This window comes from Actinosynnema mirum DSM 43827 (genome assembly GCF_000023245.1).
Classification (GTDB): Bacteria; Actinomycetota; Actinomycetes; order Mycobacteriales; family Pseudonocardiaceae; genus Actinosynnema; species Actinosynnema mirum.
The window spans coordinates 4,509,001-4,534,182 of the sequence record NC_013093.1 but is presented as its reverse complement, the minus strand read 5'-3'; the positions used below and the strand labels follow the sequence as shown (position 1 = coordinate 4,534,182).

Annotated in this window: 23 protein-coding genes; 6 read left to right on the top strand and 17 right to left on the bottom strand. The window is 75.7% G+C overall.

Translation table 11 applies throughout. The features are described from left to right. The first annotated feature begins 43 nt into the window (after positions 1–43). The gene (locus AMIR_RS19275; RefSeq protein WP_015802633.1) at positions 44–703 is read left to right on the top strand and encodes a TetR/AcrR family transcriptional regulator; all 660 of its coding nucleotides are present in this window, start codon (positions 44–46) and stop codon (positions 701–703) included. On the opposite strand, the gene AMIR_RS39325 is transcribed toward AMIR_RS19275, so the two are convergent. From AMIR_RS39325 to AMIR_RS39320, 7 genes are all read right to left on the bottom strand, one after another. Continuing rightward, positions 679–2,235, bottom strand: coding sequence for a thiopeptide-type bacteriocin biosynthesis protein (locus tag AMIR_RS39325; RefSeq protein WP_015802632.1), 1,557 nt, complete (start codon positions 2,233–2,235; stop codon positions 679–681). The two genes, AMIR_RS19275 and AMIR_RS39325, sit on opposite strands and share 25 nt — an antisense overlap. After that, entirely contained in the window at positions 2,235–3,377 is a 1,143-nt protein-coding gene (locus AMIR_RS19265) for a hypothetical protein (protein WP_143760792.1), read from the bottom strand. Before AMIR_RS19265 ends, AMIR_RS39325 begins: the two co-directional genes overlap by 1 nt. Continuing rightward, positions 3,374–5,074 carry a TOMM precursor leader peptide-binding protein gene (locus AMIR_RS19260; RefSeq protein WP_015802630.1) on the bottom strand — a complete coding sequence of 567 codons (1,701 nt, stop codon included), beginning with the start codon at positions 5,072–5,074 and terminating at the stop codon, positions 3,374–3,376. The genes AMIR_RS19265 and AMIR_RS19260 overlap by 4 nt, the downstream gene beginning before the upstream one ends. Continuing rightward, positions 5,071–6,630 (bottom strand): hypothetical protein, encoded by a 1,560-nt coding sequence (locus tag AMIR_RS19255; RefSeq protein WP_015802629.1) that lies wholly within the window; start codon positions 6,628–6,630, stop codon positions 5,071–5,073. Before AMIR_RS19255 ends, AMIR_RS19260 begins: the two co-directional genes overlap by 4 nt. Beyond that, positions 6,627–7,715 (bottom strand): lantibiotic dehydratase C-terminal domain-containing protein, encoded by a 1,089-nt coding sequence (locus AMIR_RS37385; RefSeq protein ID WP_015802628.1) that lies wholly within the window; start codon positions 7,713–7,715, stop codon positions 6,627–6,629. The genes AMIR_RS19255 and AMIR_RS37385 overlap by 4 nt, the downstream gene beginning before the upstream one ends. Next, a complete protein-coding gene (locus AMIR_RS19245) occupies positions 7,712–10,165 on the bottom strand; it encodes a lantibiotic dehydratase (protein WP_015802627.1) in 2,454 nt (817 codons plus the stop codon). Before AMIR_RS19245 ends, AMIR_RS37385 begins: the two co-directional genes overlap by 4 nt. A gap of 71 nt (positions 10,166–10,236) precedes the next feature. Then, a complete protein-coding gene (locus tag AMIR_RS39320) occupies positions 10,237–10,410 on the bottom strand; it encodes a thiazolylpeptide-type bacteriocin (RefSeq protein WP_015802626.1) in 174 nt (57 codons plus the stop codon). Positions 10,411–10,646: 236 nt separating this feature from the next. Between AMIR_RS39320 and AMIR_RS19240 the strand changes: the two genes are divergently transcribed. Both AMIR_RS19240 and AMIR_RS19235 read left to right on the top strand, forming a co-directional pair. Further along, positions 10,647–11,432 carry an AfsR/SARP family transcriptional regulator gene (locus AMIR_RS19240; RefSeq protein WP_015802625.1) on the top strand — a complete coding sequence of 262 codons (786 nt, stop codon included), beginning with the start codon at positions 10,647–10,649 and terminating at the stop codon, positions 11,430–11,432. A gap of 40 nt (positions 11,433–11,472) precedes the next feature. After that, the gene (locus AMIR_RS19235) at positions 11,473–11,928 is read left to right on the top strand and encodes a VOC family protein (protein ID WP_015802624.1); all 456 of its coding nucleotides are present in this window, start codon (positions 11,473–11,475) and stop codon (positions 11,926–11,928) included. Positions 11,929–11,941: 13 nt separating this feature from the next. Here the strand turns inward: AMIR_RS19235 and lspA are convergent, their stop codons facing one another. The 7 genes from lspA to AMIR_RS19200 all read right to left on the bottom strand — a co-directional run bounded on the left by lspA (position 11,942) and on the right by AMIR_RS19200 (position 17,555). Further along, positions 11,942–12,478 (bottom strand): signal peptidase II, encoded by a 537-nt coding sequence (gene lspA, locus AMIR_RS19230; protein ID WP_015802623.1) that lies wholly within the window; start codon positions 12,476–12,478, stop codon positions 11,942–11,944. 141 nt (positions 12,479–12,619) lie between these two features. Continuing rightward, positions 12,620–13,777, bottom strand: a complete 1,158-nt coding sequence (locus tag AMIR_RS19225; protein WP_015802622.1) for an MFS transporter — start codon at positions 13,775–13,777, stop codon at positions 12,620–12,622. A gap of 8 nt (positions 13,778–13,785) precedes the next feature. Beyond that, positions 13,786–14,331: a Chromate resistance protein ChrB gene (locus tag AMIR_RS19220; protein WP_015802621.1), complete on the bottom strand. Its 546-nt coding sequence runs from the start codon at positions 14,329–14,331 to the stop codon at positions 13,786–13,788. A 131-nt stretch (positions 14,332–14,462) separates the two neighbouring features. Next, a complete protein-coding gene (locus tag AMIR_RS19215; RefSeq protein ID WP_015802620.1) occupies positions 14,463–14,981 on the bottom strand; it encodes a hypothetical protein in 519 nt (172 codons plus the stop codon). A gap of 248 nt (positions 14,982–15,229) precedes the next feature. Further along, on the bottom strand, positions 15,230–15,568 hold the full coding sequence (locus tag AMIR_RS19210) for an STAS domain-containing protein (protein ID WP_015802619.1): 339 nt from the start codon (positions 15,566–15,568) through the stop codon (positions 15,230–15,232). Then, positions 15,565–16,740, bottom strand: coding sequence for a PP2C family protein-serine/threonine phosphatase (locus AMIR_RS19205; RefSeq protein ID WP_015802618.1), 1,176 nt, complete (start codon positions 16,738–16,740; stop codon positions 15,565–15,567). Before AMIR_RS19205 ends, AMIR_RS19210 begins: the two co-directional genes overlap by 4 nt. Continuing rightward, complete coding sequence (locus AMIR_RS19200) at positions 16,737–17,555, bottom strand: alpha/beta fold hydrolase (protein ID WP_015802617.1); 819 nt, start codon at positions 17,553–17,555, stop codon at positions 16,737–16,739. The genes AMIR_RS19205 and AMIR_RS19200 overlap by 4 nt, the downstream gene beginning before the upstream one ends. A gap of 240 nt (positions 17,556–17,795) precedes the next feature. Between AMIR_RS19200 and AMIR_RS41155 the strand changes: the two genes are divergently transcribed. Beyond that, a complete protein-coding gene (locus tag AMIR_RS41155; protein ID WP_041836867.1) occupies positions 17,796–18,050 on the top strand; it encodes a phosphotransferase in 255 nt (84 codons plus the stop codon). A gap of 63 nt (positions 18,051–18,113) precedes the next feature. On the opposite strand, the gene AMIR_RS19190 is transcribed toward AMIR_RS41155, so the two are convergent. Next, entirely contained in the window at positions 18,114–21,368 is a 3,255-nt protein-coding gene (locus AMIR_RS19190) for a GH92 family glycosyl hydrolase (RefSeq protein WP_015802615.1), read from the bottom strand. Between the two features lie 206 nt (positions 21,369–21,574). Here AMIR_RS19190 and AMIR_RS35930 point away from each other — a divergent pair, with 206 nt between their 5' ends. After that, a complete protein-coding gene (locus AMIR_RS35930) occupies positions 21,575–22,201 on the top strand; it encodes a hypothetical protein (protein WP_015802614.1) in 627 nt (208 codons plus the stop codon). Positions 22,202–22,231: 30 nt separating this feature from the next. Here the strand turns inward: AMIR_RS35930 and AMIR_RS19180 are convergent, their stop codons facing one another. Together AMIR_RS19180 and AMIR_RS19175 are read right to left on the bottom strand one after the other, a co-directional pair. Then, positions 22,232–23,272, bottom strand: a complete 1,041-nt coding sequence (locus AMIR_RS19180; protein ID WP_015802613.1) for a PLP-dependent cysteine synthase family protein — start codon at positions 23,270–23,272, stop codon at positions 22,232–22,234. Positions 23,273–23,323: 51 nt separating this feature from the next. Continuing rightward, positions 23,324–23,944, bottom strand: coding sequence for a TetR/AcrR family transcriptional regulator (locus tag AMIR_RS19175; RefSeq protein WP_015802612.1), 621 nt, complete (start codon positions 23,942–23,944; stop codon positions 23,324–23,326). Between the two features lie 121 nt (positions 23,945–24,065). Between AMIR_RS19175 and AMIR_RS19170 the strand changes: the two genes are divergently transcribed. Further along, positions 24,066–24,989 (top strand): zinc-binding dehydrogenase, encoded by a 924-nt coding sequence (locus tag AMIR_RS19170; RefSeq protein WP_015802611.1) that lies wholly within the window; start codon positions 24,066–24,068, stop codon positions 24,987–24,989. Positions 24,990–25,182: the final 193 nt, after the last annotated feature.

The following is a 25,182-nucleotide window of genomic DNA, read 5'->3' as shown; positions in this document are numbered from 1 at the left end:
TTTCCATTGGATAAATCCCTTATCCAATGGATAAACTACCCCCGTGGCCCTGTCAAGCACACCAAGCACGCCAAGCGGCACACCAAGCGGCACGTCAACCACCGCAAGCAGCACACCAACCACCGGCGACGCCCGCGAACGCCTCCTCACCCGCCTCCTGGACGTCTTCGACGACGGCCTCCCACCCCCGGAGACCTCGCTCCGCGAGATCGCCACCCGAACCGGGACCAGCCACGCCCTCCTCCGCTACCACTTCGGCTCACTGGCGGGCGTCCTGGCGGCAGTCCTCGGGGCCCAACGCACCCGAGACAACAAAACCCTGGTCAAAACCGCCGACCAGGCCACCTTCGCCGACCTCGCCCACGCGATCTGGCAGGTCTACACCCGCCCGGACCAGCTCTCCCGAATCCGCGGCTTCTTCCACGTCGTGGGCCTGGCCGCCTACCGCCCGGACGACTTCCGCGAGTTCATCTCATCCCTGGACGACCTCACCAAGCTCCTGGCCTCACTGGCCGAACGCGAGGGCCTCACCCCCGACGCCGCCCTCACCAGGGCCACCCTCGTCACCGCCACCATGCGAGGCCTGCTCCTCCAAGAGGTCCTGACCCCTGGCTCGTGCCCGCAGAACGCCGTCGACCTGATCCTGAACAACCCGCCGCACCCTCACCCGCCGCACCCTCACCCGGCCACCGGCGCCAGGTAGACCAGCACGTCGTCCACCCCGTCCAGGCACAGCACGTCATGCGCCACGTCATCGTGGAACCCGCCGAACAACCCCAACCGCACCCCACAAGCCGCCGCCACCAACGCCAGGTTCTGCGCCAGGTGCCCACCCTCCACCAGCGCCAACCGCAACGCCCGAGTCCCGTAAGACCGCCGCAGCACCCCCACCCGCGCGTACACCGCCAACACCGCCGGAACCCCAACCGGGTCGACCCGATCCTCCCCCCGCCCGAACCACATCGAACTCACCACCACATCCCGCTCCGGCGGCGCCTCGGCCACCCGCACCAGCACCCGCCGCACCTCGTCCACGTCGTACACACCGGGCTCCACCCCCGCCACCCGCCACACCAGCACCCGCACCCGAGCGCTGTACCGCCCGCCCGCGCTCGGGTGCGGCCTGCGCCCGTCCGGCAGAGCCCCGTGCGCCGTCCACAACAACGTCGCCAGCCTCACCGCGTCCAGCCCACCCGCCAACGCCTCCCCACGCACCGTCCGCCGCGCGGCCAACGCCTCCACCAGCGAGACCGACGGCGCCACCGCGTCCGGCAGCTCCACCACCCGCTGCCACGGCAACGCCCCGAACGCCACCACCGGCTCCGCCCGAGGCCCCTGATCCGGCTCACCCACGTGGTACTTGCTCGCCACCAGGTACCGCCGGTCCGCCTCACCCCCGTGCACGCCCTCCACCACCCCTGGAGCCTCAGCCGTCATCGCCACCAGCCTGCACACCACCCGCTCCTCCTCGGGCGTGATCCCCAGCCGGTTCAGCAGCATGTGCAACTGCGAGCCCCACACGTGCACCGGCAACCCGGCCCCCCGCACGCACTCCACCCAGTACGCGACCGCCCCCGTGGCCCCGCCCTCCAACCGCTCCCACCGGTCGGCCAACTGCGCCCCGCGCGCCGCGTGCAACGACCGGGCCACCGCGTGCGAGGCCACCCCCGGAGGCGCGACCGCCTCCTCGGTCCGCCGCCACCCGGACGCCAACGACCGCAACCACGCCGCCGCCCCCGCCCGGTCCAACCCCACCGCGCTGGCCGTCGCCATCACCAGCTCCACGGCGGCCGTGAAGCGCGCGCCTGCCGTGCGCGCCGACCGCAGCACCGCCACCGCGACCTCGGTGCTGCGGCAGAACACCCCCTCCGCCACCGGCATCAGCTCCACCCCGCCGTACCGCGCGACCTCCGCCTCGTACCGCACCTCCCGCACCTCCCCGTGCGGCCACGCCGTCCCGTCCGCCACCGTCCCGTCCGCCGCCGCCCCGTCCGCCGCCGTCCCGTCCGCCACCGTCCCGTCCGCCACCACCGGGTGCTCCACCCCGGCCACCAGCGCGCGCAACTTCCCCGGCAGGCCAACGTCCCGAGCCCGCACCCGCAAGTGCGCCCCGCCTTCCCCGTACCGCACGTAGAACCACTCCCCGCCCATCGCCGGGGCGAGCACGTCCACGATGAACGCGTCCACGTGCTCCACCGCCCACGACAACCGCACGTGCGCACCGGTCCACGTCATCACGCCTCCACCGGACTCAGGTCGTAGGCGAACCCCGCCCCACGCGGACGCCCGATCACCAGCAGGTACAGCAAGCAGTGCCCGGCAGGCGCCCCGACCAGCCCCTCCAGCGCCCCGTCGTCCACGCTCCGCGCCGGACGGCAGAACGCCCCCACCCCGGCCGCCGCCTCGCACACGTGCTGCCCGGTGACCCCCGCCGCCCGCAGCAGCCCCCGGTACCCGTCCGGCCCGCTCGCCGCGACCGCCTCCGCCGGATCACCCGTGGTGACCAGCGCCAGGTTCGCCGACGCCACGTCGAACACCCCCGGCGGGTGCCCGAACACCGCCCCCAACGAGCGCACCGCGTCCCCCGGCTCCACCACCCGCAGCCCGCCGTCCACCGCGTACCAGCCGTCGACGACGTCCCGCACCCCGCGCACCGCCAACCGGTGCCGCACCCCACCCGACGACCGCCCCACCGCACCCACCACCGCGTCCAGCACAGCTTTGGGCAGCGGCCTCGGATCGGCCGCGATGCCCCGCGCCCCCACCCCGGAGCTCCGAACCGGCGACGGCGCGACGGCCTCACCGCTCTCCCGGTGCGAGGACACCCGCACCACCACCCCGTCGACCTCCGCCCGCAACCCCAGCCGCCCCGCGTGCTCGACCAGCGCCGCCCCGACGTGCCCCACCTCCAGCTCCGCCAGCACGTCCCCGAACTCCCGGTACCCCGGCGACAACCGGTCCCGCCGCCGCACCAGCTCGATCTCCACCACCCCGCCCAGCGCGGGCGTCCCGTCACCGACCAGCTCACGCCGCACCGCGTCCAGCACCCACCGCCCACCCGCCACCAGCACCAGGTCCACGGTGTGCGCCGCACGGGCCGAGGGGTACGCGCGGTGGTCGTTGTACTGGTTCCACGGCTCCCACCGCAGCGGCGTCGCCACCGCCGTCACCAGGTGCGCCACCGCCGCCCCGAACCGCCCGCACCCGGCCAGCGCGCGCAACGGGATCCGCGCACCCGCAGCCGCCGCGACCGCCGGCGACACCCCCGGCTCCACCACCCGCCCCGGCCCGTGCGCGTACGCCTCCGCCAGCGCCGCCCGCTCGTCCCCGACCCCGCTGCCACCCCGAGCCCCGCCCACGCCCACGCCCCCGCTCACGGGAACGGGTGCGGCAGCGGGGGACCGGACAGGCGCAGCCGGGGTATGCCACCCGTGCGCCGGTTCACCTCCCCGAACGTCATCGGCACCGCCCCCGGCACGATCACCTTCGCCGAGCACAACCCCAACCGCTCCCGCACCACCGGATCGCTCTGGTCCACCGCGATCACCTCCAGCCCCAACGCCTCCCACCGCCGCACGTAGTGCTCCAGCAGCGCGTCGAGATCACCGCTCGGCACGTCCGGCGCCACCAGCTCCCGCCCCGGCCCCGGAACCAGGAAGTCGTGCCGCCCCAACGCTTCCGGCAACGCGTTGACGTTCACGTGGTCGTCCATCGTCCGCACCAGCCGGGGCTCGCGGAGCATCCGCCGCAACCGCTCCAGCTCGTAGTCCCCAGGCTCGCTCCGGTACCGCTTGGCCCCCGCCTCCACGTCCATCACCACCTCGGCCGCCGCGGCCCGCACCGCCGCCTCCACGTCCAACCCCGCCCCCGCCGCGTAGAACGCGCACGGGAACCCACCCCGCCCCTCCACCCGCCGGGCCAACGACAGCACCGACGGCACCCCGAGGTCGTTCGTCGCGTCGTACAGCTCCAGCCGATACCCCACCTGCTCCAACCGGTCCGCCACGTGCGCGGTCAGCCCGTCGTCCGAGCGCAGCGACGGCAACGGCACCCGCCCGTACCAGGCGGTCAGGAACGCGTCCCGCTCGGCGACCTCGAACAGCCCGTGCAGCACCGCCTCCGTGAGGCTGTTGCCCGTGCCGCACCCGTTGGACGTCTCGTCCACGAACCTCGGCCCGATCGCCCGCCCCCAGTAGGCGACGTGCTCGGGCACCGCCACGGCCCGCCCCCGCGTGTAGGACCACCCGTGCACCCAGCGGATCCGCACGTCCGGCCGGTACGGCGTCACGTGCGGCGACTCCAGGTCGGGCAACCCCAACCGCACCGGGTCGAGCGCCCGGTCGGGCCCCAGCTCGGCGAACGAGGCCTCCACCACCGTGGTGACCCGCCTCGGCCGCAGACCGGCGTGCCGCTCCACCGCCTCGAACAGCGCCACCCGCTCGGCGTGCTCGTAATCGCCCGTGCGCCCGAACCCGGCCTGCCCGCCCACCAGCTCGGCGCTCACCGCCGCCACGACCAGGTCCCCGATCCGGTGCAGCCCACCCACCGGCCCGTGCCGCAGGTCGAACAGCTCGCGGCGCACCGAATCCCCTGCGGTCGCAGCGTTCTCACCGCGCAACGACCCCGGCTCCACCGGCACGGGCGCGCGCACCACGCTCGCGGCCTCCGCCGAGTCCTCGGGCAGCGGCCCGCACCTCGCACACCCCTCGGGCCTCGGCCGGACCCGGTGCTCGCCAACCGCGCCCAGGTCCGACCGCAGGGCCAGCACCCGATCACGATGGGCGCCGGGATCGGCCAGCACGCGCTCCACCAGCGCGTCGAGCACCGGCCGCAGCGCGGGGACGACCAGACCACCCACCCGCATCGCCGGGTCCGCACGCGGCACCACCGCCCCCAGCGCCGCGAGCCGGGCGTCCTCGGCGCACCGCAGGCACACCCCGCTCCCGTCCAGCACCGGCCCCACGAGCACCAGCGCGCCGTCGAACCGCACCGGCAGCACCGGCCCGTCCACCCCGAGCCGCTCCAGCTCGCCCAGCGCGTACCCGGTCAGCTCCACGACCTCGACGTCGCTCACCGGAACGCCACCAGCCCCGCCGCCGTCAGCACCGGTCCCAGATCCACCGGCTCGACCTCACCCGCGAGCGCCCGCACCCCCTCCTGGAACGCCTCCTCGACGTCACGCAGCCCGTAGGGCCAGTGCCAGTCCCGGTTCGTCCACGGCGCGGCGGCGGCGTCCGGCGTCGCGACCGGCGCCGCCCCGCACAGCACCACCGGTCCCGACGCCCAGCCCACCCCACCCGCTCGCTCCACCTGCGCACGCCCGGCGGCGGCCAGCGCGGCGAACGCCACCGCGTCGGCCGCCGAGGCCTCCACCGCCCAGGACAGCTCCACCCCGCCGCAGCGCACCACCGCCCGCACCACCTCCGGCGCCAACCGGGTCACCTCCACCTCGGCGGGCAGCGCGAACCGCAGCACCACGGCCTTCCACCACCGCCGCGCGGTCGGATCGCCCGACCACTCCCGCCCGGCCACCACCTCGCCCGGCAGGCCCCGCACCGCCGCCCGCAACGCCAACCCCCTGGCGTGCACCCGATCCGCGCCGATCAGCGCGCCCTCCGGCGCCAGCCGGGACGCCGCCCGCAGCAGCGCGTCGAGCCGCGCGGAGTGCTCGGTGACGCCGAACCCGACCACCTCCCCGGACGCCGCCAGCTTCACCGGCAGCTGCGGCAGCGCGCCGGGCAGCGGCGTCGCCACCGGCCCGAGCTCCTCGTCCCCCAACACCTCCAGCGGCACCCCGCCCGCCTCGCGCGGCCGGACCACCGACAACCACGGGTGGTACTCCGCGCGCAACGGGTCCAGCCGCGCCACCAGCACCGCCTGCTGCGGCGGGCCGCCCGGCGGCACGTCGTGCCACATGTCCACCACCTCGGTCGACGGATCGGGCAGCCCGCCCACCGCGCACACCACCCGGTGCGCGGCGGCCGACGCGACCAGCGCCGCCAGCACCTCCGGCGGTTCCCCCGCCCCGCCCGAGAGCCGCTCGGCGACACCCGCCGCGTCGGCCAGCACCTCGCCGACCGCGCCGGGCGCGACCACGAAGCCCACGTCCCCCGCGCACCCGCCGGCGACCGCGTGCGCCCCCACCACGACCAGCAACCCCGGCCCCGGCCGCACCGCGGCGACCTCCACCCCGGTCGCGACGAGCGCCCGGCGCGCGGCGGCGGCGAGCACCCCCTCACCCACCACCTCGGCCCGCGCGGCCCGCAACAACCCCCACGCCTCCACGGGTCTCGCGGCCACCGACTCCAGCCACCCCGCGATGTCCGGCGGCGGCTGACCGTCCCCGCCGCCACCCCACCCGGCGGGCACCTCCACCAGCAGGTCGTGCTCGCGCAACTGCCCGATCAGCAGCTCCAGCGCCCGCGCCACGACCGGCGCCGCACCCTCCGGCGCCACCAGCCGCTCCGGCGGCACCCCGTCCGCCAGCGGCGCGGCCAGGCGCTCCCAGATCGTCCACAACCCCCGCCCGCCGTCGAGCGTGAAGCTGGACCGCCAGCCCCGCACGTGCACCCCGTTCCCGGTGGGCGTCGCGTGCACCACCGGCCGCAACCGCAGCAGGACCCCGCTCACCGGACCACCTTCGCCATCCCCGCCACCTGCTCGTCCCACCGCACCCCGGTCACCCGCTGCACCGCCCGCACCAGCAGGCTCGCGGCCAGGTACCGCTCCACCGGCGTCACGTCGCACACCGCCAGCAACCGGTACAGCGCGTTCGTCCCCGCCCGGTACACCGTCACCGGCCGCAGGTAGTCCGGGTGGTCGAAGTCGACCTCGATCAACCGCCGGTGGTACTCGCCCGGCTCGCCCATGTGCTCCCGGTGCCACCGCCGCACCGCCTCCGGCTCGCCCAGCTCCAGCGCCCGCTCCCCGAGCAGCCCGGTCGGCCCGGTCGGCAGCCCGCCCCGGTCGAAGGCCGCTTCCCCCAGCGCGCGGGCCGCGTCCGACCACTCCGCCCACACCACCCCGGCCGAGCCGTCCAGCACCGCGCGCACGGCCGCCACCGCCGCGTCCGCGTTGCGCTCCCACACCCGGTCGAACCGCGCCCGCAGCACCCCGCCGGGGTCGCCGTGCCCCAGGAACCCCTCCAGGTGCGACAGGAACGAGTGGTAGCCGTTGGCGATCCCGGCGGGGAAGCGGCAGGCGTGCGCGGCCATCGCGACCAGCGCGAGCTGCACCCGCCCCTGGCTCGTGCGGTCCAGGGCCACCGCGTCCGCGATCGCCGGAACACCCAACCGCAGGCTCGTGGTGCGCAGCTCCACCAGCTCGTCCGACCCCGCCAACCGCAGCACCGGGGCGAGGTCGGTCGGCTCGACGAGCACCGTGTTGTCCGGCTGGATCGGCCCGTACGGCGGCGGCACCAGCTCCGCGATCCCGCTCTGCCGCGACCGCTCCAGCAGCTCGCCGTCCGTGACGTCCACAGTGGACGGGTGCTCGACCAGGTGCGCCCGCAACCGCCCGGCGACCAGCTCGGCGGCCTGCCCCACGACCCCGTCCGGACCGTCCAACCGCACCACCACGTGCGGCCCCCGCAACCAGTGCCGCTCCAGGTGCCCCACCGCGCCCGCGTCGACGGCCGCCGCGAGCGCGGGCAGCACGGCGTCGCGCAGCAGGGGCGCCTTCACCGGGTCGCGGTAGTGGCAGACGACGTCGATCACGAGTTCCTCCAGTAGGTTTCCGCGACCAGCTCGACCACCCGGCCGTCCGGCGCGGCGGTCCCCGGCACGGGCAGCGCCTCGGTCAACCGCACCCCGTCCGGGAAACCGGCCAGCAGGCGCGGCAGGCAGCGCAGGTGCAGCGGGTCGCCGAGGTCGGCGTACTGCGGCTTGCGCGCCGTCAGCGCGTGCCGGTACGCCTCGGCCGAGTCGGGCGCGCCGTCCGGTCCGACGAACACGTGCTCGGGCAGCCCGTGCCGGGCGCGCAGCAGCGCCACGTCCAGCGCCGCCCGCTCCTCCGCGCCGACCACCGGGGGGACCGGGAACCCCCAGGACCGGCGCGCCAGCACCACGTTCCGGTGCGCCAGCGGCCCCAGCCGGGTCACCCCGCCGTCGACCTCCCGCTCCCGCAGGGCGTCCAGGTCGATCCACCCGCAGGACAGGTCCGAGTACAGCGCCGCCTGCCGGTCCGGGAGCGAGATCGGCACCATGAACCCCAGGTACAGCACGTCCAGCGGGCGGCCTTGGAGGGTCACCCGCACCTCGTCGGCGTCCGGGTCGTGCCGCACGTCCAGGTCGTCCGCGAGCAGGTCGGCCCACCGGGCGTCCTCGCCGACCTCGCGCGCCCCCACCAGCGGGTGCAGGTTCGGGTTGAACCCGCGCACCGGGCGGAACTGCACCGGGTCGTCGGTGTGCCGCAGCACCTGCGCGGTCACGGCCTCGCGCGCGCCCGGCAGCAGGTCCAGGAAGCGGCTGGTGAACTTGCCGAACCCCGAGTACACCCGGTTGACCACCAGGCGGCCGTCGCCGGTGGGCTGGGCGAAGAAGCCGTACGAGCCGGGACGCCGGGTGGTCCACGCGGGCAGCAGCCCGGCCGCCCGGTCGAGCAGCGCGTCGGTGATCACGCCGCCGCGCACCGCCCCGGCCAGCTCCTCCCGCACCGCCAGCAGCTCGCGCGCGGCGGGATCGGTCGGGACGACCGGGGACGTGCTGTCCTGCCAGGCCGCCGTGATCGGGCCCGAGCTGTCGGCCGGCGAGGCGACGCCGCCGACCCCGAACCGCTCGGTGAACCTGGCCGTGATCAGGCGGCGCAGCAGGACGTGCTGGTCGAACGCGATCAGCAGCGGGGTGAGCAGGGCCAGCTCCGGGAACGCGCCCAGCGGGGTGGTCGTCGCCTCGGGCAGCACGACGTCCTCCACCACCGGCGCGACCCCGGTCAGGTCCGCGCCCACCCGCTCGCCCAGCTCCCGCCAGCCCCCGGACAGCTCGGCGAGCACGGCGGCCCTGGCGGGGGCGGGGGTGACGCCGAACTCCGCGGTGGTCCTGGCGAGCGCGGTCAGCCTGGTGGCCAAGGCGGCGGGGTCGGGGTTCGCCTGCCCGGCGGGCTGGTCGGCCAGCCAGGTCGCGAGCGCGGTCAGCGGGTCCCGCTCCTGCGGGTGCACCGGCGGGACCGGGACGAGCAGCCCCAGCTCCCGCGCCCGCGCGACGAACCCGCGCGCCGCGTCCGCCGACCCCTCCGGGAGCCGGGCCGCCAGCGCCGCCTCCACCTCCGCCGGCCGCAGTCCCGGCGGACCCGCGTCGCGCACCAGCGCGATCACGAACCGCAGCGGGCCGGTGGCGGCGACGTCCACCTCCTCCTCGCGCACCACGTCCGCGCGCCCCACGCCCGCCACCGGGGTGTCGCGGCGGAACAGCACCCGGCCGTCGCGCACCCGCAGCCCCGCCGCCACGCGGTGCGGCAGCAGCGGGCCCAGCGCGGTCGCGAACCTGGTCACCAGCAACCGGTGCGCCGCCGGGTGCGACACCGCGGGTCCCGGCAGCGGGGGAGCCACCGCCCGGTCGTCCCAGGTCGACCAGCCGACGTGGGTGTGCCAGGACAGCGGGCTGGTCTTCGCGGTGGCGCGCAGGGCGTAGCGCAGCAGCGTCGGCTCGGCCTTGCGCGCCCTGCGGTCCGGGACGCCGCGCAGGCGCGCCGTGCGGTCCATGCCCTGCAGCAGGTCCGCGCCGGTCAGCGCGCTCGCCAGCCGGGGCGCGTCGGCCGCGCACACCCGAGCCAGCCACGCCCTGGACCTCGCCAGCGCGTCCGGCCACGCGGCCAGCGCCGCAGCCTCCGCCTCGGCCCGCGCCCCGTGCGCCGCCAGCCACCTCGCCAGCAGCGGGACGCGCTCCGGCAGGTCGCCCAGGTCGCGCCCGTGGTGCGGCGGGCGGTGGTTGTGCACGTCGCGGCGCAGCGGGAGCACGACCGCGCGGTGGAAGTCGGCGCCGTGGTGCGCGGCGCTGTCGTGCAGCGCCTCCGCCAGGTCCCCGGCCAGCGCGGCGAGGTCGGCCTCCACCGCGGCCAGCGCGGCGAGCGCGGCGCGGAAGTCCGAGCCCGCCGGACCGGGGTGGGCGAGCGCGGCCACCCGGACGAGCGCGTACGGCGCGAGTTCGGTGCTGGTGCCGTGGCCTGTCATCGGGTGCTCCTGGGGGTCGGTCGCGGGTGGGGCCGGGGACGCCCGCGCGGACGGTCCCCGGCCCCGGTCGGTCACACCTGCGGTAACTCGGGCGTCGGCGGCTGCTGGCAGCAGCAGCACGAGGTGCTGCTGCACGAGCAGGCCGCGGTGGAGGCGCCGGTCTCCGGCAGGGCCACCGCGTCCCGCATCGCCGTCACGGCCAGGTCGCCGAGGTCGAGCTCGGATTCGTCGAAGGTCAGGTCCATCGTCAAGTCCTCTCCGGATCTCCTTGCGGTTCCCCGAATCGGGATCGGCGCAGCTCAGCGCGCGCCGGTCCGGTCACCGGGGCTCGGGGCGCACGCTCCCACGTGGCGGTATACGTCCGGTATGCGCCGTGATCGACCTCCCCTATGGGCTCCGGAGAGAACGACCGGTGACTCCGGGTAGGACATAACTGGGGTGCTGGCGGGAGAGCGGGACCAGGGGCGGTGGAGGAGCGGGGATGGCGGTCCGTGCGGTGGCGCGTGCGCAGCAGGACGTGACGATCCGGTTGTTCGGCGGGCCGGAGCTGAGCGGCCCTCACGTGCGCGGCGTGGTGCCCCGCGGGGTGAAGGCGCGCACGCTGCTCGTCGCGCTGGCGCTGGACGCGGGCGCGGCCGTGTCGACCGGGCGGTTGCTCGACACCCTGTGGGAGCAGGAGCCGCCGCGCAGCGCCGGGAAGAACCTCCAGCTGTACGCGAGCAGGCTGCGCCGCTGCCTGGACGACGTGGGCCGGGGGCTGGGCGGGCTGCTGGTGCACGTCGGGCACGGGTACCGGCTGGACGTGCGGCCCGAGTCGGTGGACGCGCTGCGCGTGGCCGAGCACGCGCGCGGGGGCGTGGCGGCGCTGCGGCTCGGGGACGCCGAGGCGGCCGACGCGGAGCTGGGGGCGGCGCTGGCGGGGTGGCCGGTGGAGGGGCTGGCGGGGCTGGTGCCCTCGGAGCCCTCGGTGGCGGTGGCGGGGCTGTGGCGCGAGCGCAGGCTGGCGGTGGTGGAGCACCTGGCGGCGGCGAAGGTGGAGCTGGGGGCGTGCGAGGAGGCGGCCGACCTGCTGGCCGCGCAGGCGGCGGCGAACCCGGCGCGCGAGTCGGCGCACGTCGCGCTGATGCGGGTGCTGGTGCTGCTGGGGGACCGGGCGGGGGCGGTGGAGGTGTACCGGCGGCTGGAGCGGGTGCTCGGCGCCGAACTGGGGATCGGACCGGGGCCGGAGGCGCGCGCGGTGGTCGGGGCGGTGCTGGGGCGGGCGTGACGCGGGCGCGGGTGTCGGACCCCTGCGGCAGGCTGCGGGGGTGGAGACGATTCTGCAGCTGACGATCGACTGCGCCGACCCCCGGCGGCTGGTGGCGTTCTGGGCCGAGGCCCTCGGGTACGTGCCCGAGCCGCCGCCCGGCGGGCACGCCACGTGGCGCGAGCACTGGGTGGCCTCGGGGGTGCCGGAGGAGGAGTTCGCGGACGGGGCGGGGGAGACGCCGGAGTCGGTCGTGGACCCGGCGGGGGTGGGGCCGCGGGTGTGGTTCCAGCAGGTTCCCGAGGCCAAGGCGGGGAAGAACCGGGTGCACCTGGACTTGAAGGTGGGGGGTGGGCGCGGGGTGCCGCTGGAGGTGCGGGTCGAGCGGGTGACGGCGAAGGTGGAGCGGCTGGTCGCGGCGGGGGCGGGGGTGCTGCGGGTCATGGACGAGCCGGACATGGGGCACTACGGGGTGGTGCTCCAGGACCCGGAGGGGAACGAGTTCTGCGTGGTCTGAGCCGGGGGGCGCGCTAGCGCTCGGCGGGTTCCGGCTCGGGGGTCGAGCCCGGCTCCGGTTCCGGTTCCGGGTCGGGCTTCGGTTCCGGGGTGAGCAGCGTGACCAGGACCAGCAGGACCGCGCCCGCGCTGATCAGCACGTCGGCCACGTTGAACGTCGCGAACCAGCCGGTGTGGAAGTAGTCGGTGACCGCGCCGTCGAACGCCCGGTCCACCAGGTTCCCGACCGCGCCGCCCAGCACCAGCGCCAGCGCGACCCGGCCCCAGCGCGGGGTGGTCGGGGCGGTGCGGTGGGCGTACAGGGCCACGCCGAGGGTGATCAGCGCCGTCACCACCGTCACGACCCACGCGGGCAGCGACGAGCCCAGGCTGAACGCCACGCCCTCGTTGTGGAGCAGGCGCAGCTGGAGCGGGCCCAGGTCGACCGGGCCGTCGAGCAGGTTCCGCTCGGCCAGGACCTTGGCCGCCAGGTCCACGACCGCGCCCACCGCCGCGATCGTGAACAGCGCCGCGCGGCCGGTGGGGCGGGTGGTCTTCGCGTCGAGCTGCACCGGGGCCTCCCACCGGTCGGGGTACTGGGCGCGACAGTACAGCCCGCTTGGACAGCGCCGGGCCGGGACAGCGCCGGGTCAGGACAGCGCCGGGTCAGGACGCCGCCGGGCCCCGACCCCCGCGGGGCCAGGGCCACCGGCCTACCGGGTCGCCGCGCCGCGCGCCACGAGCAGCGCGATCACCACCAGCACCGCCGCCAGCCCGAGCAGGCCGAAGCCCAGGGTGCTCACCGTCGCGATCGCCCCGACCAGCAGCGGGCCGCCCGCGTCGCCCAGCTCGCGCCCGACCTCGGCCGCGCCCATGGTCTGCCCGACCCGCTCCTGCGGGGTGTGCGCGGCCAGGTGGGCGAACCCGATCGGCGTCGCCAGGCCGGTGCCCGCGCCGATCGCCAGCGCGGCCACCACCAGGCCGACCGCGCCGGGCAGCGTCGCCGCCGCCACCGCGCCCGCCGCGGCCACCACCAGGCCACCCGCCATGCCCGCCACGTCCCCGACCCGGCCCGCGTCGCGCCACCGCCCGGCCCACGGCTGCACCAGCGCCGCCGTGGCCGCCAGGAGCGACACCACCGCGCCGGTCGCCAGCGGGCCCAGGTCGGCGCCCGCCACGGGCAGGAAGCCGACGCCCACCGCGAGCACCGCCGTCGCGCCCGCCAGGGTCGCGGTGGGGCGCAGGAACGACCCGGAGCCCAGCCGCCTTGCCAGGTCCAGCACGGTCTGCCTGGTCCGGGGCAGCGGCGGCACGGTCGGCACCGCCACCAGCGCCCACGCCCCGACGGCCAGCGCCAGCCCGGCCAGCACGCCGAACAGCAGCGGGTGGCCGCCCAGGTGGATCAGCACGCCGCCCAGCACCGGGCCGAGCGTGTAGCCGAGGCCCTTCCACGCCCCGTACCCGCCGAACACCCGCCCGTGCCTGGCCTGCGGGGACAGCCTGGCCACCAGCGCGCTCGCCGCCGGGGAGAACGCCGCCGCCGCCGCGCCCTGCCCGAGGCGGGCCAGGCCGACCAGCGCCGGGTTGCCCGCGAGCACGAACGCGGCCGAGGCCGCGGCGAACGCCAGCAGGCCGCCCAGCAGCACCGGGCGCGGGCCGATGCGGTCGGTGAGCGCGCCGAACACCGGTTTGAGGACCACCTCGGCCCCGTCGTAGACGGCGAGCAGCAGGCCGAGCGCGAGCAGCGACGCGGCGCCGCCGGTGTAGTCGCCGAGGCTCGCGGCGATGCTGTGCGCGCCGAAGGCGGTGACGAAACCCGCCGCGTACAGGGGGAGCAGGCGGGCGCGCGGGGAGTCGGGGGAGTCGGTCACGTCGGCGCTCACATCTGGTGCAGCGCTCGGAAGACGCGGTCCGTGTAGTCGGCCAGCCGCTCGGCGCAGTGCGCCAGCCGCCGGTCCGCCTCGGCGGCGTCGGGCGAGCCGAACAGGTCGCGCACCCGCACGTCCCGGTGCCAGCGCCGCAGCCGCTCCAGGCTCTGCTCCTCCTCCTCCAGCTCCGCCATGGTGAACTTGCCGTTGCGGATCTCCTTGTCGATCTCCGCGTCGAACTTGCCGCAGTCGGCCAGGAACTCGGCCCACTCCTCGGCCCGCTCGGCGGTGAACATCGCCTCCAGCCGCGCGGAGTCGGTCTCGGCGCGCCCGGTGGCGTCCAGCACGAGCACCTCGCCCTCACCGCGCTCGGCCAGCTCGACCACGCGGGCGACCCCGTCCGCGAACACCGGCGCGTCGGGCACGACCCACGCGCCCTGCCCGAGCGAGAGGGCCCCGATCCGCCGCAGCTCCCGCCACACCGCGACCCGGTGCCTGCTCGGCGTCGCGGGCACCTGGACGACGAGCACCAGCCAAGACGTGCGTTGATCCGTCACAGAGGTCAATGTAGCAGCCGTTACAAATAGGGCGGTGATGAAGTTCGGGCGGCAATTGTGGGAAACCTGGGGAAACGCGCTGGACCGCGACCCGATCCCCAGGCGGATCGGGTCGCGGTCGTCCACGGGATTCAGGCGACGACGAGGGTGGCGGTGCTCGTCGCGGAGGAGATCCCGCTGCCGAGCAGGCAGGAGATCACGTCCAGCGACACCGCCGTGACGACCAGCGTCGCGGACGCCCCGTCGAACTTCCCGGCGGTGATCAGACCGGTGAAGGTCGACACCTGCTGGCCCCCGACCGTCACCGTGGTGCGGGTGTACTCGAAGAAGCTGACCTCGTTGGTGTTCCACACCACGAACAGCGTGCCCGACAGCGAGCCGGGGATGGTGAGCAGGCAGGACAGGGTCGCGGTCTCGGTGTTGTCGATCTGCGCGCTCGTGACGGCCGGGTCGGGCACGGACGTGCAGCTCAGGTTCAGGTCCTCGTCGATGGTCGTCGAGGCCGGGGTGAGGCTGATGGGCGGGGTGTAGGTGGTGACGCCGGTGCCGAGGAGGCAGCTCGCGTCGCCCGGAGCGGCCTGGGCCGGGGCGGAGAACAGCAGCAGCGACGTGAGCGTGGCGGCGAGGGCCGCGAGGAGGCGAGTTCTCATGCCCCTAACTCCAGCCCCCGCAAACCCCCGGCGGCAATTGCCGTCGCACCACCGGGGAGCGCTTCCACACCTGTGTCCGAATGATTCCCGGTCGCGCCGGGGAAGTGGATCGGTGGGCTGGGCCGGTCGGGTGGGTCAACCGGTAACACGACAACCCGACCGGGAAGTTCTGCAAGGGGAAACGGGAGCGGAGGAAAAATCCGCCCGTGACGGCCGCGCGGCGGGAGGTCCCCGCCGCGCGGCCCGCCTCACGGGTGCAGCAGCCCCGCCGGTTTGCTCAGCACGGTCAGCACCGTGTCCAGCCCGGTCAGCCGCAGCATCTTGTGCACCGGCGGCGGCGGCCCGACCAGGCTGAACGCCGCCTGCTCCGCCTCCGCCCGCTCGTGCGCCCCGATGAACACGGTCAGCCCGCTGGAGTCGCAGAACGCCAGCGAGCTCAGGTCCAGCACCAGGTGGTGCCCGCTCCCCAGCGGCACCCCGGCGATCGCCTCCCGCAGCCGCGACGCGCTGCGGTGGTCCAGCTCCCCGGTCGCGGTCACCACGTGCCTGGTCGCGGTGGTCGTCCTGGTGATCGTCAGGTCGCTCACGCCGGTCCCACCCCGAACGCGAGCACCGCAGCGTCGTCCTTGCCGCCGCTGCCCGCCAACCGCTCGGCCAGCTCGTCCACCACGTCCCGCGCCGACCCCGGCCGCACCCCGTCGAGCAGGTCGTCGCCGAGCCCGTCGGTGTGCAGCACGAGCACGTCGCCCACCGCGAGCCGCGCGGTGCGGCGGGTGAACCTCGGCGCGGCCAGCAGCCCCACCAGCTGCGCGCCGGGCGTGTGCAGCACCTCCACGGCGCCGTCCGCGCGCACCACCAGCGCGGGCGGGTGCCCGCCGCTGGCCAGCGCCAGCGCGAACCCGTCGTCCACGGGCCGCAGCACGCCCACCACGGCCGTGCAGAACTCCGGAACCCCGTCGCGCTGCCCGCGCAGCACCTCGTTCAGCCTGCCCAGCGCCGCCGACGGCCCGGACTCGGTGATCGCGGCCCCGCGCAGCGCGTACCGGGCCACCGAGGTCAGCTCGGCCGCCGCCGGTCCGCGCCCGCTCACGTCGCCGACGAAGAACCCCAGCCGGTCCCCGCCGCACAGCGGGTACACGTCGTAGAAGTCGCCGCCGACCTCGTCGGAGTTCGCCGCCCGGTAGTGCGCGGCCACCTCCAGACCCGGCAGCGACGGCAGGGTCGGCGGCAGCAGGGTGCGGCGCAGCGCCTCGGTGAGCCTGCGGTGCTGCTCCCGGTCCCGCTCGGCCTCCTGCCTGGCCCGCACCAGCTCCCGCTCGTACGAGCGCCGCTCCCGCGCGTCGAACACGGTCAGCCGGATCAGCTGCTGCTGCCCGTCCGAGCCGTTCTTGACCTGCGCGGTCACCAGCACCGGCAGCCGCTGCCCGTCGGCGGCGACCAGGTCCAGCGCGATCTCCCGCGCCTGCCCGTGCATCCGCAGCATCGGCGCGTAGTGCGTCTCGTGGTACAGCTTGCCGCCCACGGTCAGCAGGTCCACCAGGTACCGGCGGCCCACCAGCTCCTCGCGCCGGTAGCCGAGCCAGTCCAGCAGCGTCGAGTTGACCTTGGCTATCTCGCCGTCCAGCAGCGTGGACAGGTACCCGCACGGCGCGCGGTCGTACAGGTCCTCGACGCTGTCCTCCAGCAGCGCGGAGAACGCGACGGCGGCGTCCTCGCCGTCCACGTCCGGCGCCACGCGCTGGTCGGAGGGTCTGGTCACGGCTTGCTCCTCCCCGGCTGCTCGGCCAGGAATCCGCGGATGGCGTCGGTGGTCGCCTCGGGGGCGCTGAGGTTCGGGCAGTGCCCGGTGGCGTCGAGCAGCACCATGCGCGCGCCGGGGATCGAGTCGCGCACGTACGCGCCGATGCGCTGCCCGGCGATCACGTCGTTGCGGCACTGCAGGACCAGGGTGGGCACCGACACGCCGGGCAGGTCGGCCCGGTTGTCGGAGGTGAAGGTGACCCGCGCGAAGTGCCTGGCGATCGACGGGTCGGTGCGGCAGAAGCTCTCGGTCAGCTCCTCGCCCAGCTCCGGGCGCTCCGGGACGCCCATGATCGCCGGGGCCATGGCGGCGGACCAGCCGAGGTAGTTGCTGTCCAGGGACTCGAGGAGCTCCTCGATGTCCGCCGGGCTGAACCCGCCCCGGTAGTCGCCGTCGTCCACGTAGCGCGGCGACGGGCACACCAGCACCAGCGCGCCGAAGCGGGACGGGTCGCGGTTGGCGGCCAGCACGCCGATCATGGCGCTGACCGAGTGGCCGACGAACACCGCGTCGCGCAGGTCCAGCTCCGCCAGGACCTCCAGCACGTCGGAGGCGTACCCCTCTAACGAGTCGTACTTGTCGCGCCGGTACGCGGTCAGGTCCGACCTGCCCGCGCCGACGTGGTCGAACAGCACCACGGGGTGCTCGGCCTCGAACGCGGGGGTGACCAGGCGCCACATGTTCTGGTCGCAGCCGAAGCCGTGGGAGAAGACCACTGGCCGACCGGTCGGCGAGCCGGTGACCAGCACGTTGTTCCTGCTGCGGATGTTCATGAGCGGGAAGTATCTCATTGCGCCGTTCGCTTGGGACGACATCACTCGATCGTCCTAACATCGGCACGAACGGGTAGATCCTTGAGGGGCTAGGGGGTTTCTTGGTCACGGGGAATCATTCCCAGGTGGGGCATCCCCCGCACGGGTGGGTGAAGTGCGGTCTGGAAAAGGGGGTGCTCGCCCGAACGAGTGGTCCTACCGGTGCTCCCCGGCCTCCCGGATCGCCACGATGATGACCGGGTGGACGAGGTCGAGGTGGTCGTCGCGCACCACGAGCGCGCGACGTTGCGGGTGGGCGGGGTGTTCCTGGACGGCGACGAGGTCACCGGTGTGCTCGACTGGTCCGAGGCCGCCGGGGGAGACGCAGCCTACGACCTGGCCTCGCTGACGCTCGGGCACCCGGAGCGCCTCGGCGACCTCGTCGCGGGGCACGGCGGGAGCTCGCGGTGCTCAACGGCCTGCGCTGATCCACCCGCGCTGATCCACCCGCGCTGATCCACCCGCGCCGACCCGCGCGGGGCGGTCCCACGGCCCAGGGGGACCGCCCGGCGCGAGCGGTCAGCCCGTCGCCACCGCGAACACGTGCAGCCCGTCGTCCACCGGCAGCACCACCGCCGCGATCCGCTTCCCCTCCGGCGCGGTGTACGTCCGCGTCGCGAAGATGTGCGTCGCCACCGACTCCTTCCCGCCGCCCGACTGGTTCCGGTACGGCGTCGTCGCCACCACCACGTTCCCGTACGCGGGCGCCGACCCGCCGCCGCCGAGCGTCCAGTCGCTGAAGCCGAGCTGCGTCGTCGCGGTGGACCCGTCGGTGAACTCGACCACCGCGTCCTCGGCCCGCTGCCCGTTCGTCGCCGACCCGACGAACGCCAGCCGCGTCCCCTCGGCGGTGATCCGCTGCCCGTCCGCCACCGCGTTGTCCGGCAGCCCGGCGGGGGAGTCCGGCCAGGCGAACGCCAGGCCGTCGACCGATCCCGTCCCGCCCGCGACCAACCCGGCCGCCGCGAGCGCCTGCCGCGAGTAGCTGTACCCGCCGCCGTCGAAGTCCGCCGCTCCGGTCGCGTCGTCGGAGATCCCGGCGTTGTCCACGGCCGCCAGCATCGAGTCCTCCGGCGCGACCTTCACCACCAGCGGCAGCTCCACCGGCTCCGCGCCCGCCACCAGCACCGTCACCGAAGCCGGGTGGAAGCCCTGTGCGGCGTCCGGCGCGGCCGTCACGGTGAACTCGGCCGGATCGGACCCCGTCACCGGCCCGAACTCCAGTCCCGGCGGCCCGGACACCTCGTAGCGCACCTTGGGATCGCCGTCGTACAGCCGGGTCTTGACGATCGTCACCGCCAGCGTCCCGCCGGGCTGCACCACCGGGCTGCCCGGCTCCACCGCGAAGTGGAACGGCTGGTCGTGCCGGATCGGCTTCTCGCCCCGCCGGAACGACGGCGGCGCGTCACCGGCCCCCGTGCCCCACGAGGTCGGCGTCGTGGACAGGGTGAAGTCCAGCTTCCCGCCGCGCCGCACCAGCGAGTCGTCCACCCACGTCCTGGTGCTCGCCCGCCCGTCGACCTTCAACGCCCGCACGTACTTGGTCTGCGCCGACGCCCCCGGCGCGGTGATCCTGATGTCCCGCCCGCCGTCCCGGTGGACCACCACCGACGTGAACAGCGGCGCGGACAGCACCAGCTCCGCCCGCGACGGCACCTGCGGGTACAGGCCGAGCGCGGCGAACACGAACCACGACGACATCGCGCCCAGGTCGTCGTTGCCGGGAATCCCGCCGGGACCGGTCGTCCACAGCGTGTTCACGACCTCCCGCACGGTCTCCTGGGTCTTCGCGGGCCGGCCGGTGTAGTTGTACAGCCACGGCACGTTCAGCGACGGCTCGTTGTCCAGCTCCGACTTCGCCCCGCCGTGCTTGGACAGCGCCCAGCTCCCGTCCGCGTCGTGGAAGAAGTCGTCCAGCCGCCGGTTGACCCGCTCCGCGCCGCCCAGCGACTCCACCAGCCCGGCCACGTTGTGCGGCACCATCCAGGTGTACTGGGCGCTGCTGCCCTCCACGAACCCGGTGCCGGTGTCCGGGGTGAAGCCGGGCGCCCACTCGCCGCTCTCGTCGCGGTTGCGGACGTACCCGCCGGTGCTGTGCGCCACCGGGTCGTAGTTGTTCTGCCACCACTGGGCGCGCTCGGCGAACCGCCGCGCCGTCGCCCGGTCGCCGGTGCGCTCGGCGAGCTGGCTCAGCGCGAAGTCCGCCCCCGACACCTCCAGGGTCTCGGCCGCCCCGCCCCACGCGTTCGACACCGACGGCATGTAGCCCAGCCGCAGGTACTTGTCGAGCGAGGGCCGCTGCCCGACCGACATGACCGCCCAGCCCTCCTTGCTCAGGTCCAGCGCGGTGGGCGTGGTGGCGGCCTTGACGAGGGACTTCGTCGCGGCCCGCACGTCGAACCTCTCGCCGCCGAACGCGAGGATTCCGGCGAGGGCCTGCGCGGACGGGTCGCCGCTCATCACGTGCGTGCCGCCGGAGGCGTGCGTCCAGCGGTCCCACACGCCGCCGTTCTGCTCGGCCTGGTTGAGCAGCGACTGCGCGATGTCCGAGCCGATATCGGGTTCGAGCAGGGTGAGGAGCTGGACCTGCGAGCGGTAGACGTCCCAGCCGGAGAACGTGGCGTACTGGGCCCTCTGCCGCCCGGACACCTCGCGCGCCTCGCCGTCGAAGCCCGCGTACCGGCCGTCGACGTCGCTGAACACGTTGGGGTGCAGCAGGGAGTGGTACAGCGCGGTGTAGAACTTGGTGCGGTCGGCGTCCGAGCCGCCACCCACCTCGATCTTGCGCAGCTGGTCCTGCCAGGCGCGGTAGGCGTCGTCGCGCAGGTCCTCGAACGGCCTGCCGGTGTTCTCCGCGCGCAGGTTGCGCACCGCGCCGTCCTGGCTGACGTACGAGATCCCCACCCGCACGCCGACCGTCGAGCCGGGCTCGAACCCCAGGTACGCGCCGGAGCCCTTGCCCAGCACCGGCCAGCCGTTCGTGCCGTAGGTGGTGCCGCCGCGCGCCGAGGTCGAACCGGGGGTCACGGCCGCGTCGGTCCAGGTGCCGACGCTGGTGAACGGGCGGTCGAACTCCAGGGCGAAGTGCAGGGTGTAGTAGCTGCGCCGCCCGGCCTGGTTGAGGTAGCCGCAGAAGTTGCCGCTGGTCACCGACCCGGTCACGGTGCGCTCGGCCGCGTCCACGGTCGTGCTCGCGTCGCTGCTGCCCACCTGCGACTTGGCGGTGTTCACCAGCACCGTGGCCGGTTTGCCCGCCGGGAAGGTGAAGCGGCCCGCGCCGGTGCGGGTGGTCGCGGTCAGCTCCACCTGCGCGCCGGACTTCAGCCGCACGTCGTAGCGGCCGGGCTTGGCGGTCTCGTCGGCGTGCGCGAAGTCGCTGGCGTAGAGAGCGTCGGTGGCGTCCGAGGCCGGGCTGGTGGCGACCTCGCCGACGTGCGGGAAGAGCGGCACGTCCCCCGAGCCGCCCGCGCAGCCGGTGCCGGACATGTGGGTGAGGCTGAAGCCGCGCAGGCGGGTCGCGTCGTGCCGGTAGCCGCCGGGCGCGGCGGCGCGCAGGGTGTTGCCGCGCGTGCCCTCGGGGCTGAAGGAGAACATGCCGAACGGCAGCACTGCGCCGGGGAAGGTGTTGCCCAGGTTGGTGGTGCCGATCAGCGGGTCGACGTGGGCTGCGGGGTCGGGGACGACCAGGGGTGCGGGCTGGGCGGCGACCGGGGTCGCCATCGTGGCGGTGAGGACCGCCGCGAGCGCGGTGACCAGTGCTCCTCGTGGGTGCATGGTCCCCGAAAGTACTGAGAGTGCGCGGACGCTCCCAGAGCGTGAGCGGGTTCTGTCGCCAACCGGACAGGTGACGCGCGCGGGTCGGACCCGCTCGGGGCAGCCGGTCGGCGGCCGTGCGCGGGACCGGCCCGCGCGGACGGCGGTTCGGGGGTTCTTGCGCTCCCGTGCAACCCGGGGCGGGACCGGGGCCCTATCTGAAGATCATGAGAACCCTGAAGCTCTCCGCCGCCACCGGGCTGGCCGTGCTGCTGGGCGCCGGGCTGGCGGGCGGCGTCGCGCTGGCGCAGCCGTCGTCGACGGCCCCCGTGGCCACCCCCGGCTCGACGGCCCCCGCGTCGACGCCCGCCTCCACCCCGGCGGCCACCCCCGGCTCGACGCCCGCGCCCGCCGGGCACACCGTCACGCCGTGGGTGTCCTCGAACATCCGCGAGTGCCAGGGCACGTCCTGCGACGTGGTGGGCCGGACCACCGCCGACCAGGAGCTGCCCGCCCACTGCTGGACGCGCGGTCAGACGATCACCGACTACGGCATCACCAACGACATCTGGGTCGCGGTCGGCTTCGGCGCCTCCGGCAGGCGCCACTACGTCAGCGCCGTCTACCTGAGCGGCGACGAGCGCGGCGACCTGCCCGCCGACCTGACCTGCGGGCCGATCCAGGTGTGGCCGCCCAGCGCCACCCCGTCGCCGACGCGCGGCACCGTGGTCCCGCCCGCGTCGTCCAGCGCGGTCCCGGAGCCGACCAGCACCGCCCCGGCGCAGCCGGGCTCCACCCAGGTGCGGCCCGAGCCGACCAGCACCGCCCCGGCGCAGCCCACCCCGGCCGGCTGATCCCGCCCGGCTGACGAGGGGGCGGCGGGACTACCCGGTCCCGCCGCCCCACCGCCACGGCCCACCCGCCAGGAACTCCTCCAGCACCGCCGCGTGCGCGCCGGGCAGCAGCGACTTGTCCCGCGCCCAGCCGTCGTCGTGGTACGTCGCCAGGTGCCGCTCCGCCGCGTCGCACACCAGCGTCACCACCCGCCCGCCCCCGCGCTCGCGCAACCGCGCCACCAGGTGCAGCGCGCCCCACAGGTTCGTCCCGGTCGAGCCGCCCACCGCCAGCCCGGTCCGCGCCCTGACCAGCCGCGCCCCGGCCACCGACGCCGCGTCCGGCACCGGGATCACCAGGTCCGCCACCCCCGGCAGGAACCCCGGCCCCATCGCGGGCCGCCCGATGCCCTCGATCCGCGACGGCATCCCGGTCGCGTAGTCGGGCGCGCCGGTCACCCAGCCGGGGAAGTGCGCCGAGTGCTCCGGGTCCACCACCGCCAGGCCCGTGCGCAGCCCGCGCTCCCGCACGTGCCTGCCCAGCGACGCCGACGTGGCCCCCGTGCCCGCGCCGACCACCACCCAGTCCGGCTCGCCCACCTGCGCGAACAGCTCGCCCGCCAGGTCGTCCCCGCGCCAGTCGACCACCCGCGCCGCGTTCGACTGCTGGTCCAGGTGGTGCCCGCCCAGCTCGGCGGCGAGCCTGCGCGCCTCCTCGTGCACCCCGGCGGGCGGGGTGAAGAAGCGCGGGGTGAAACCGGTGACCCGCCGGTGGCGGCCGGGCACGACCACGACGTGCCGCACGCCCAGCAGTCGGGCGAAGTGCGCCTGGGCGAGCGCCCCGGTGCCGCCGGTCGCCTCGACCGCCACCCCGGACTCGGTGAGCTGCCCGGAGGCGATGGCGTGCCGGAACAGCGCGCGGGCCGAGCGGTGCTTCAGGGTGCCGGTGGGGTGCGCGGACTCGTCCTTGAGCAGCAGCTCGACGCCCCAACCGGCGGGCAGGTCGAAGCGCAGCACCGGGGTCGGCGCGGCGGCCAGGCGCTCGGCGTCGAGCAGGGCCAGCGCCCGCGACGCCCACCGGTCGGAACCCACACCACCGGGTCTACCACGGGGAGGGCGCGGGGGAGGGGCGCTTCGGACCGGCTAGTCCGCCGTTTCGCCCACGGCGATCGCGAAGATGCCGGGCACCGCGGCGAACGCCTCGCGCGCGCACCCCACCAGCTCCGCCCTGCCCGGCGACCCCGGCAGCGCCGCCCAGCGCTCCTGCGCCCGCTGGAACGCCGCCACCAGCACGTCCACCGCCAGCCGCAGCCGCAGGTCGTCCGGGGTCAGACCGGTGCGGCCGTGCAGGACCTCCAGCGCGGCCAGGCTCGTGCGGTCGCAGAAGTACAGGCCGTGCGCGTCCATCGACGGGGTGCGGGCGGCCAGCTGCCTGCTCAGCAGGAGCCGGTCGGCCCAGCCGTCGTCCGGCATGTCCTCCAGGGTGGCGAGGAGGGCCTCCTGCAGCAGGTCCACGACCTTCCCGCGCCCCTCGTCCCGCGCCAGGCGGTCGAGGAACGCGCGCCACATGTCGTGGGCGGGCGCCGTGGCCACGTCCTCCTTGCTGGCGAAGTACCGGAAGAACGTCCGCTTGGACACCTCGACGCGCTCGCACAGCTCGTCCAGGGTCGTCGCCGCGAAGCCCCGGTCGGTGAACATCTCCAGCGCGGTCGCGATCAGCGCCTCGCGGGTGCGGTGCTTCTTGCGCTCGCGCAGCGTCTCCACGCGGCGAGTCTAAGGCGCGGGCCGGGCGCGCTCGGTGAGCCCCTCGGAGGCTTGTGCCACTAGGTGGCATTTTTCCGCTAGGGTCGGTCGCGACCCCGCCCCCTCCCGAGGAGGACCCGAAGTGCGCGCACTGCTCGTCGACCACTCCGTCCCGCGCCACCTGCGCCAGGGGCAGGCCCCCGACCCCGTGCCCACGCCCGGCCAGGCGCTCGTGCGGGTCGTCGCGACCTCCCTCAACCCCGGCGAGCTGGCCGGTCTCGCCGACCTGCCGGGCGGCGCCGTGCCCGGCTGGGACGCGGCGGGCGTCGTCGTCCGCGCCGCCGAGGACGGCTCCGGACCCGCCGAGGGCACGCCCGTGGTCACCCTCGGGCTCGCCGGGGCCTGGGCCGAGCTGCGCGCCGTCGACACCGCCCACCTCGGCCCCGTCCCCGAGGGCGCGGACCTCGGCCCCGTCGCCACCGTCCCGGTCGCGGCGGGCAGCGCCCTGCGCGCGCTGCACCGCCTCGGCCCGCTGCTGGCCCGCCGGGTGCTGGTCACCGGCGCGACCGGCGGCGTCGGCCGCTACGCCCTCCAGCTCGCCCGCCGCGCGGGCGCGCACGTCGTCGCGGCCACCTCGGACCCGGCCGCGCACGCCGAGGGGCTGCGCGCGCTCGGCGCCCACGAGGTGGTCGGCCCCGACCTGGCCACCGGGCCGGTGCACGGCGTCGTGGAACTGGTCGGCGGACCAGCGCTGGTGGCCGCGCACGCCCTGCTCCGGCCCGGCGGCACGCTCGTCTCGGTCGGCCGGGCCTCCGGCGGCCAGTCGGTGTTCGACGGCGCGGCCTTCGAGGGGACCTTCCAGCCGGACCGGGTCATCGCGACCTTCTTCCTGCCCGCCAGCGGCCCCGGACTCGACGAGGACCTGGGCTGGCTGGCCGCGCGGGTCGCGTCGGGCGAGCTGGACGCGGGCGTGGCCTGGCGCGGCTCGTGGGCGCGGGCGGACGAGGCTGTTGCGGGCCTGCTGGACGGGCGGCTGCGCGGCAAGGCCGTGCTGGAGGTCGACTAGCCCCCGCCGCCCCCGGGGAAACCGTTGTGCCGCAGGGGGTCCACCGCCCTGCGGCGCGCTCGGTCGCGCGCTCGTCCGGGCGTCGGGCGGCCGAACCGGACACCACCACGTCCCGGAAGTCCACCCCGGTCACCGCCTGGTTCGCCGGAATCACCCCGGTTCGTCGTTCTCACCCCCAGGCGGTGTCGCAGCG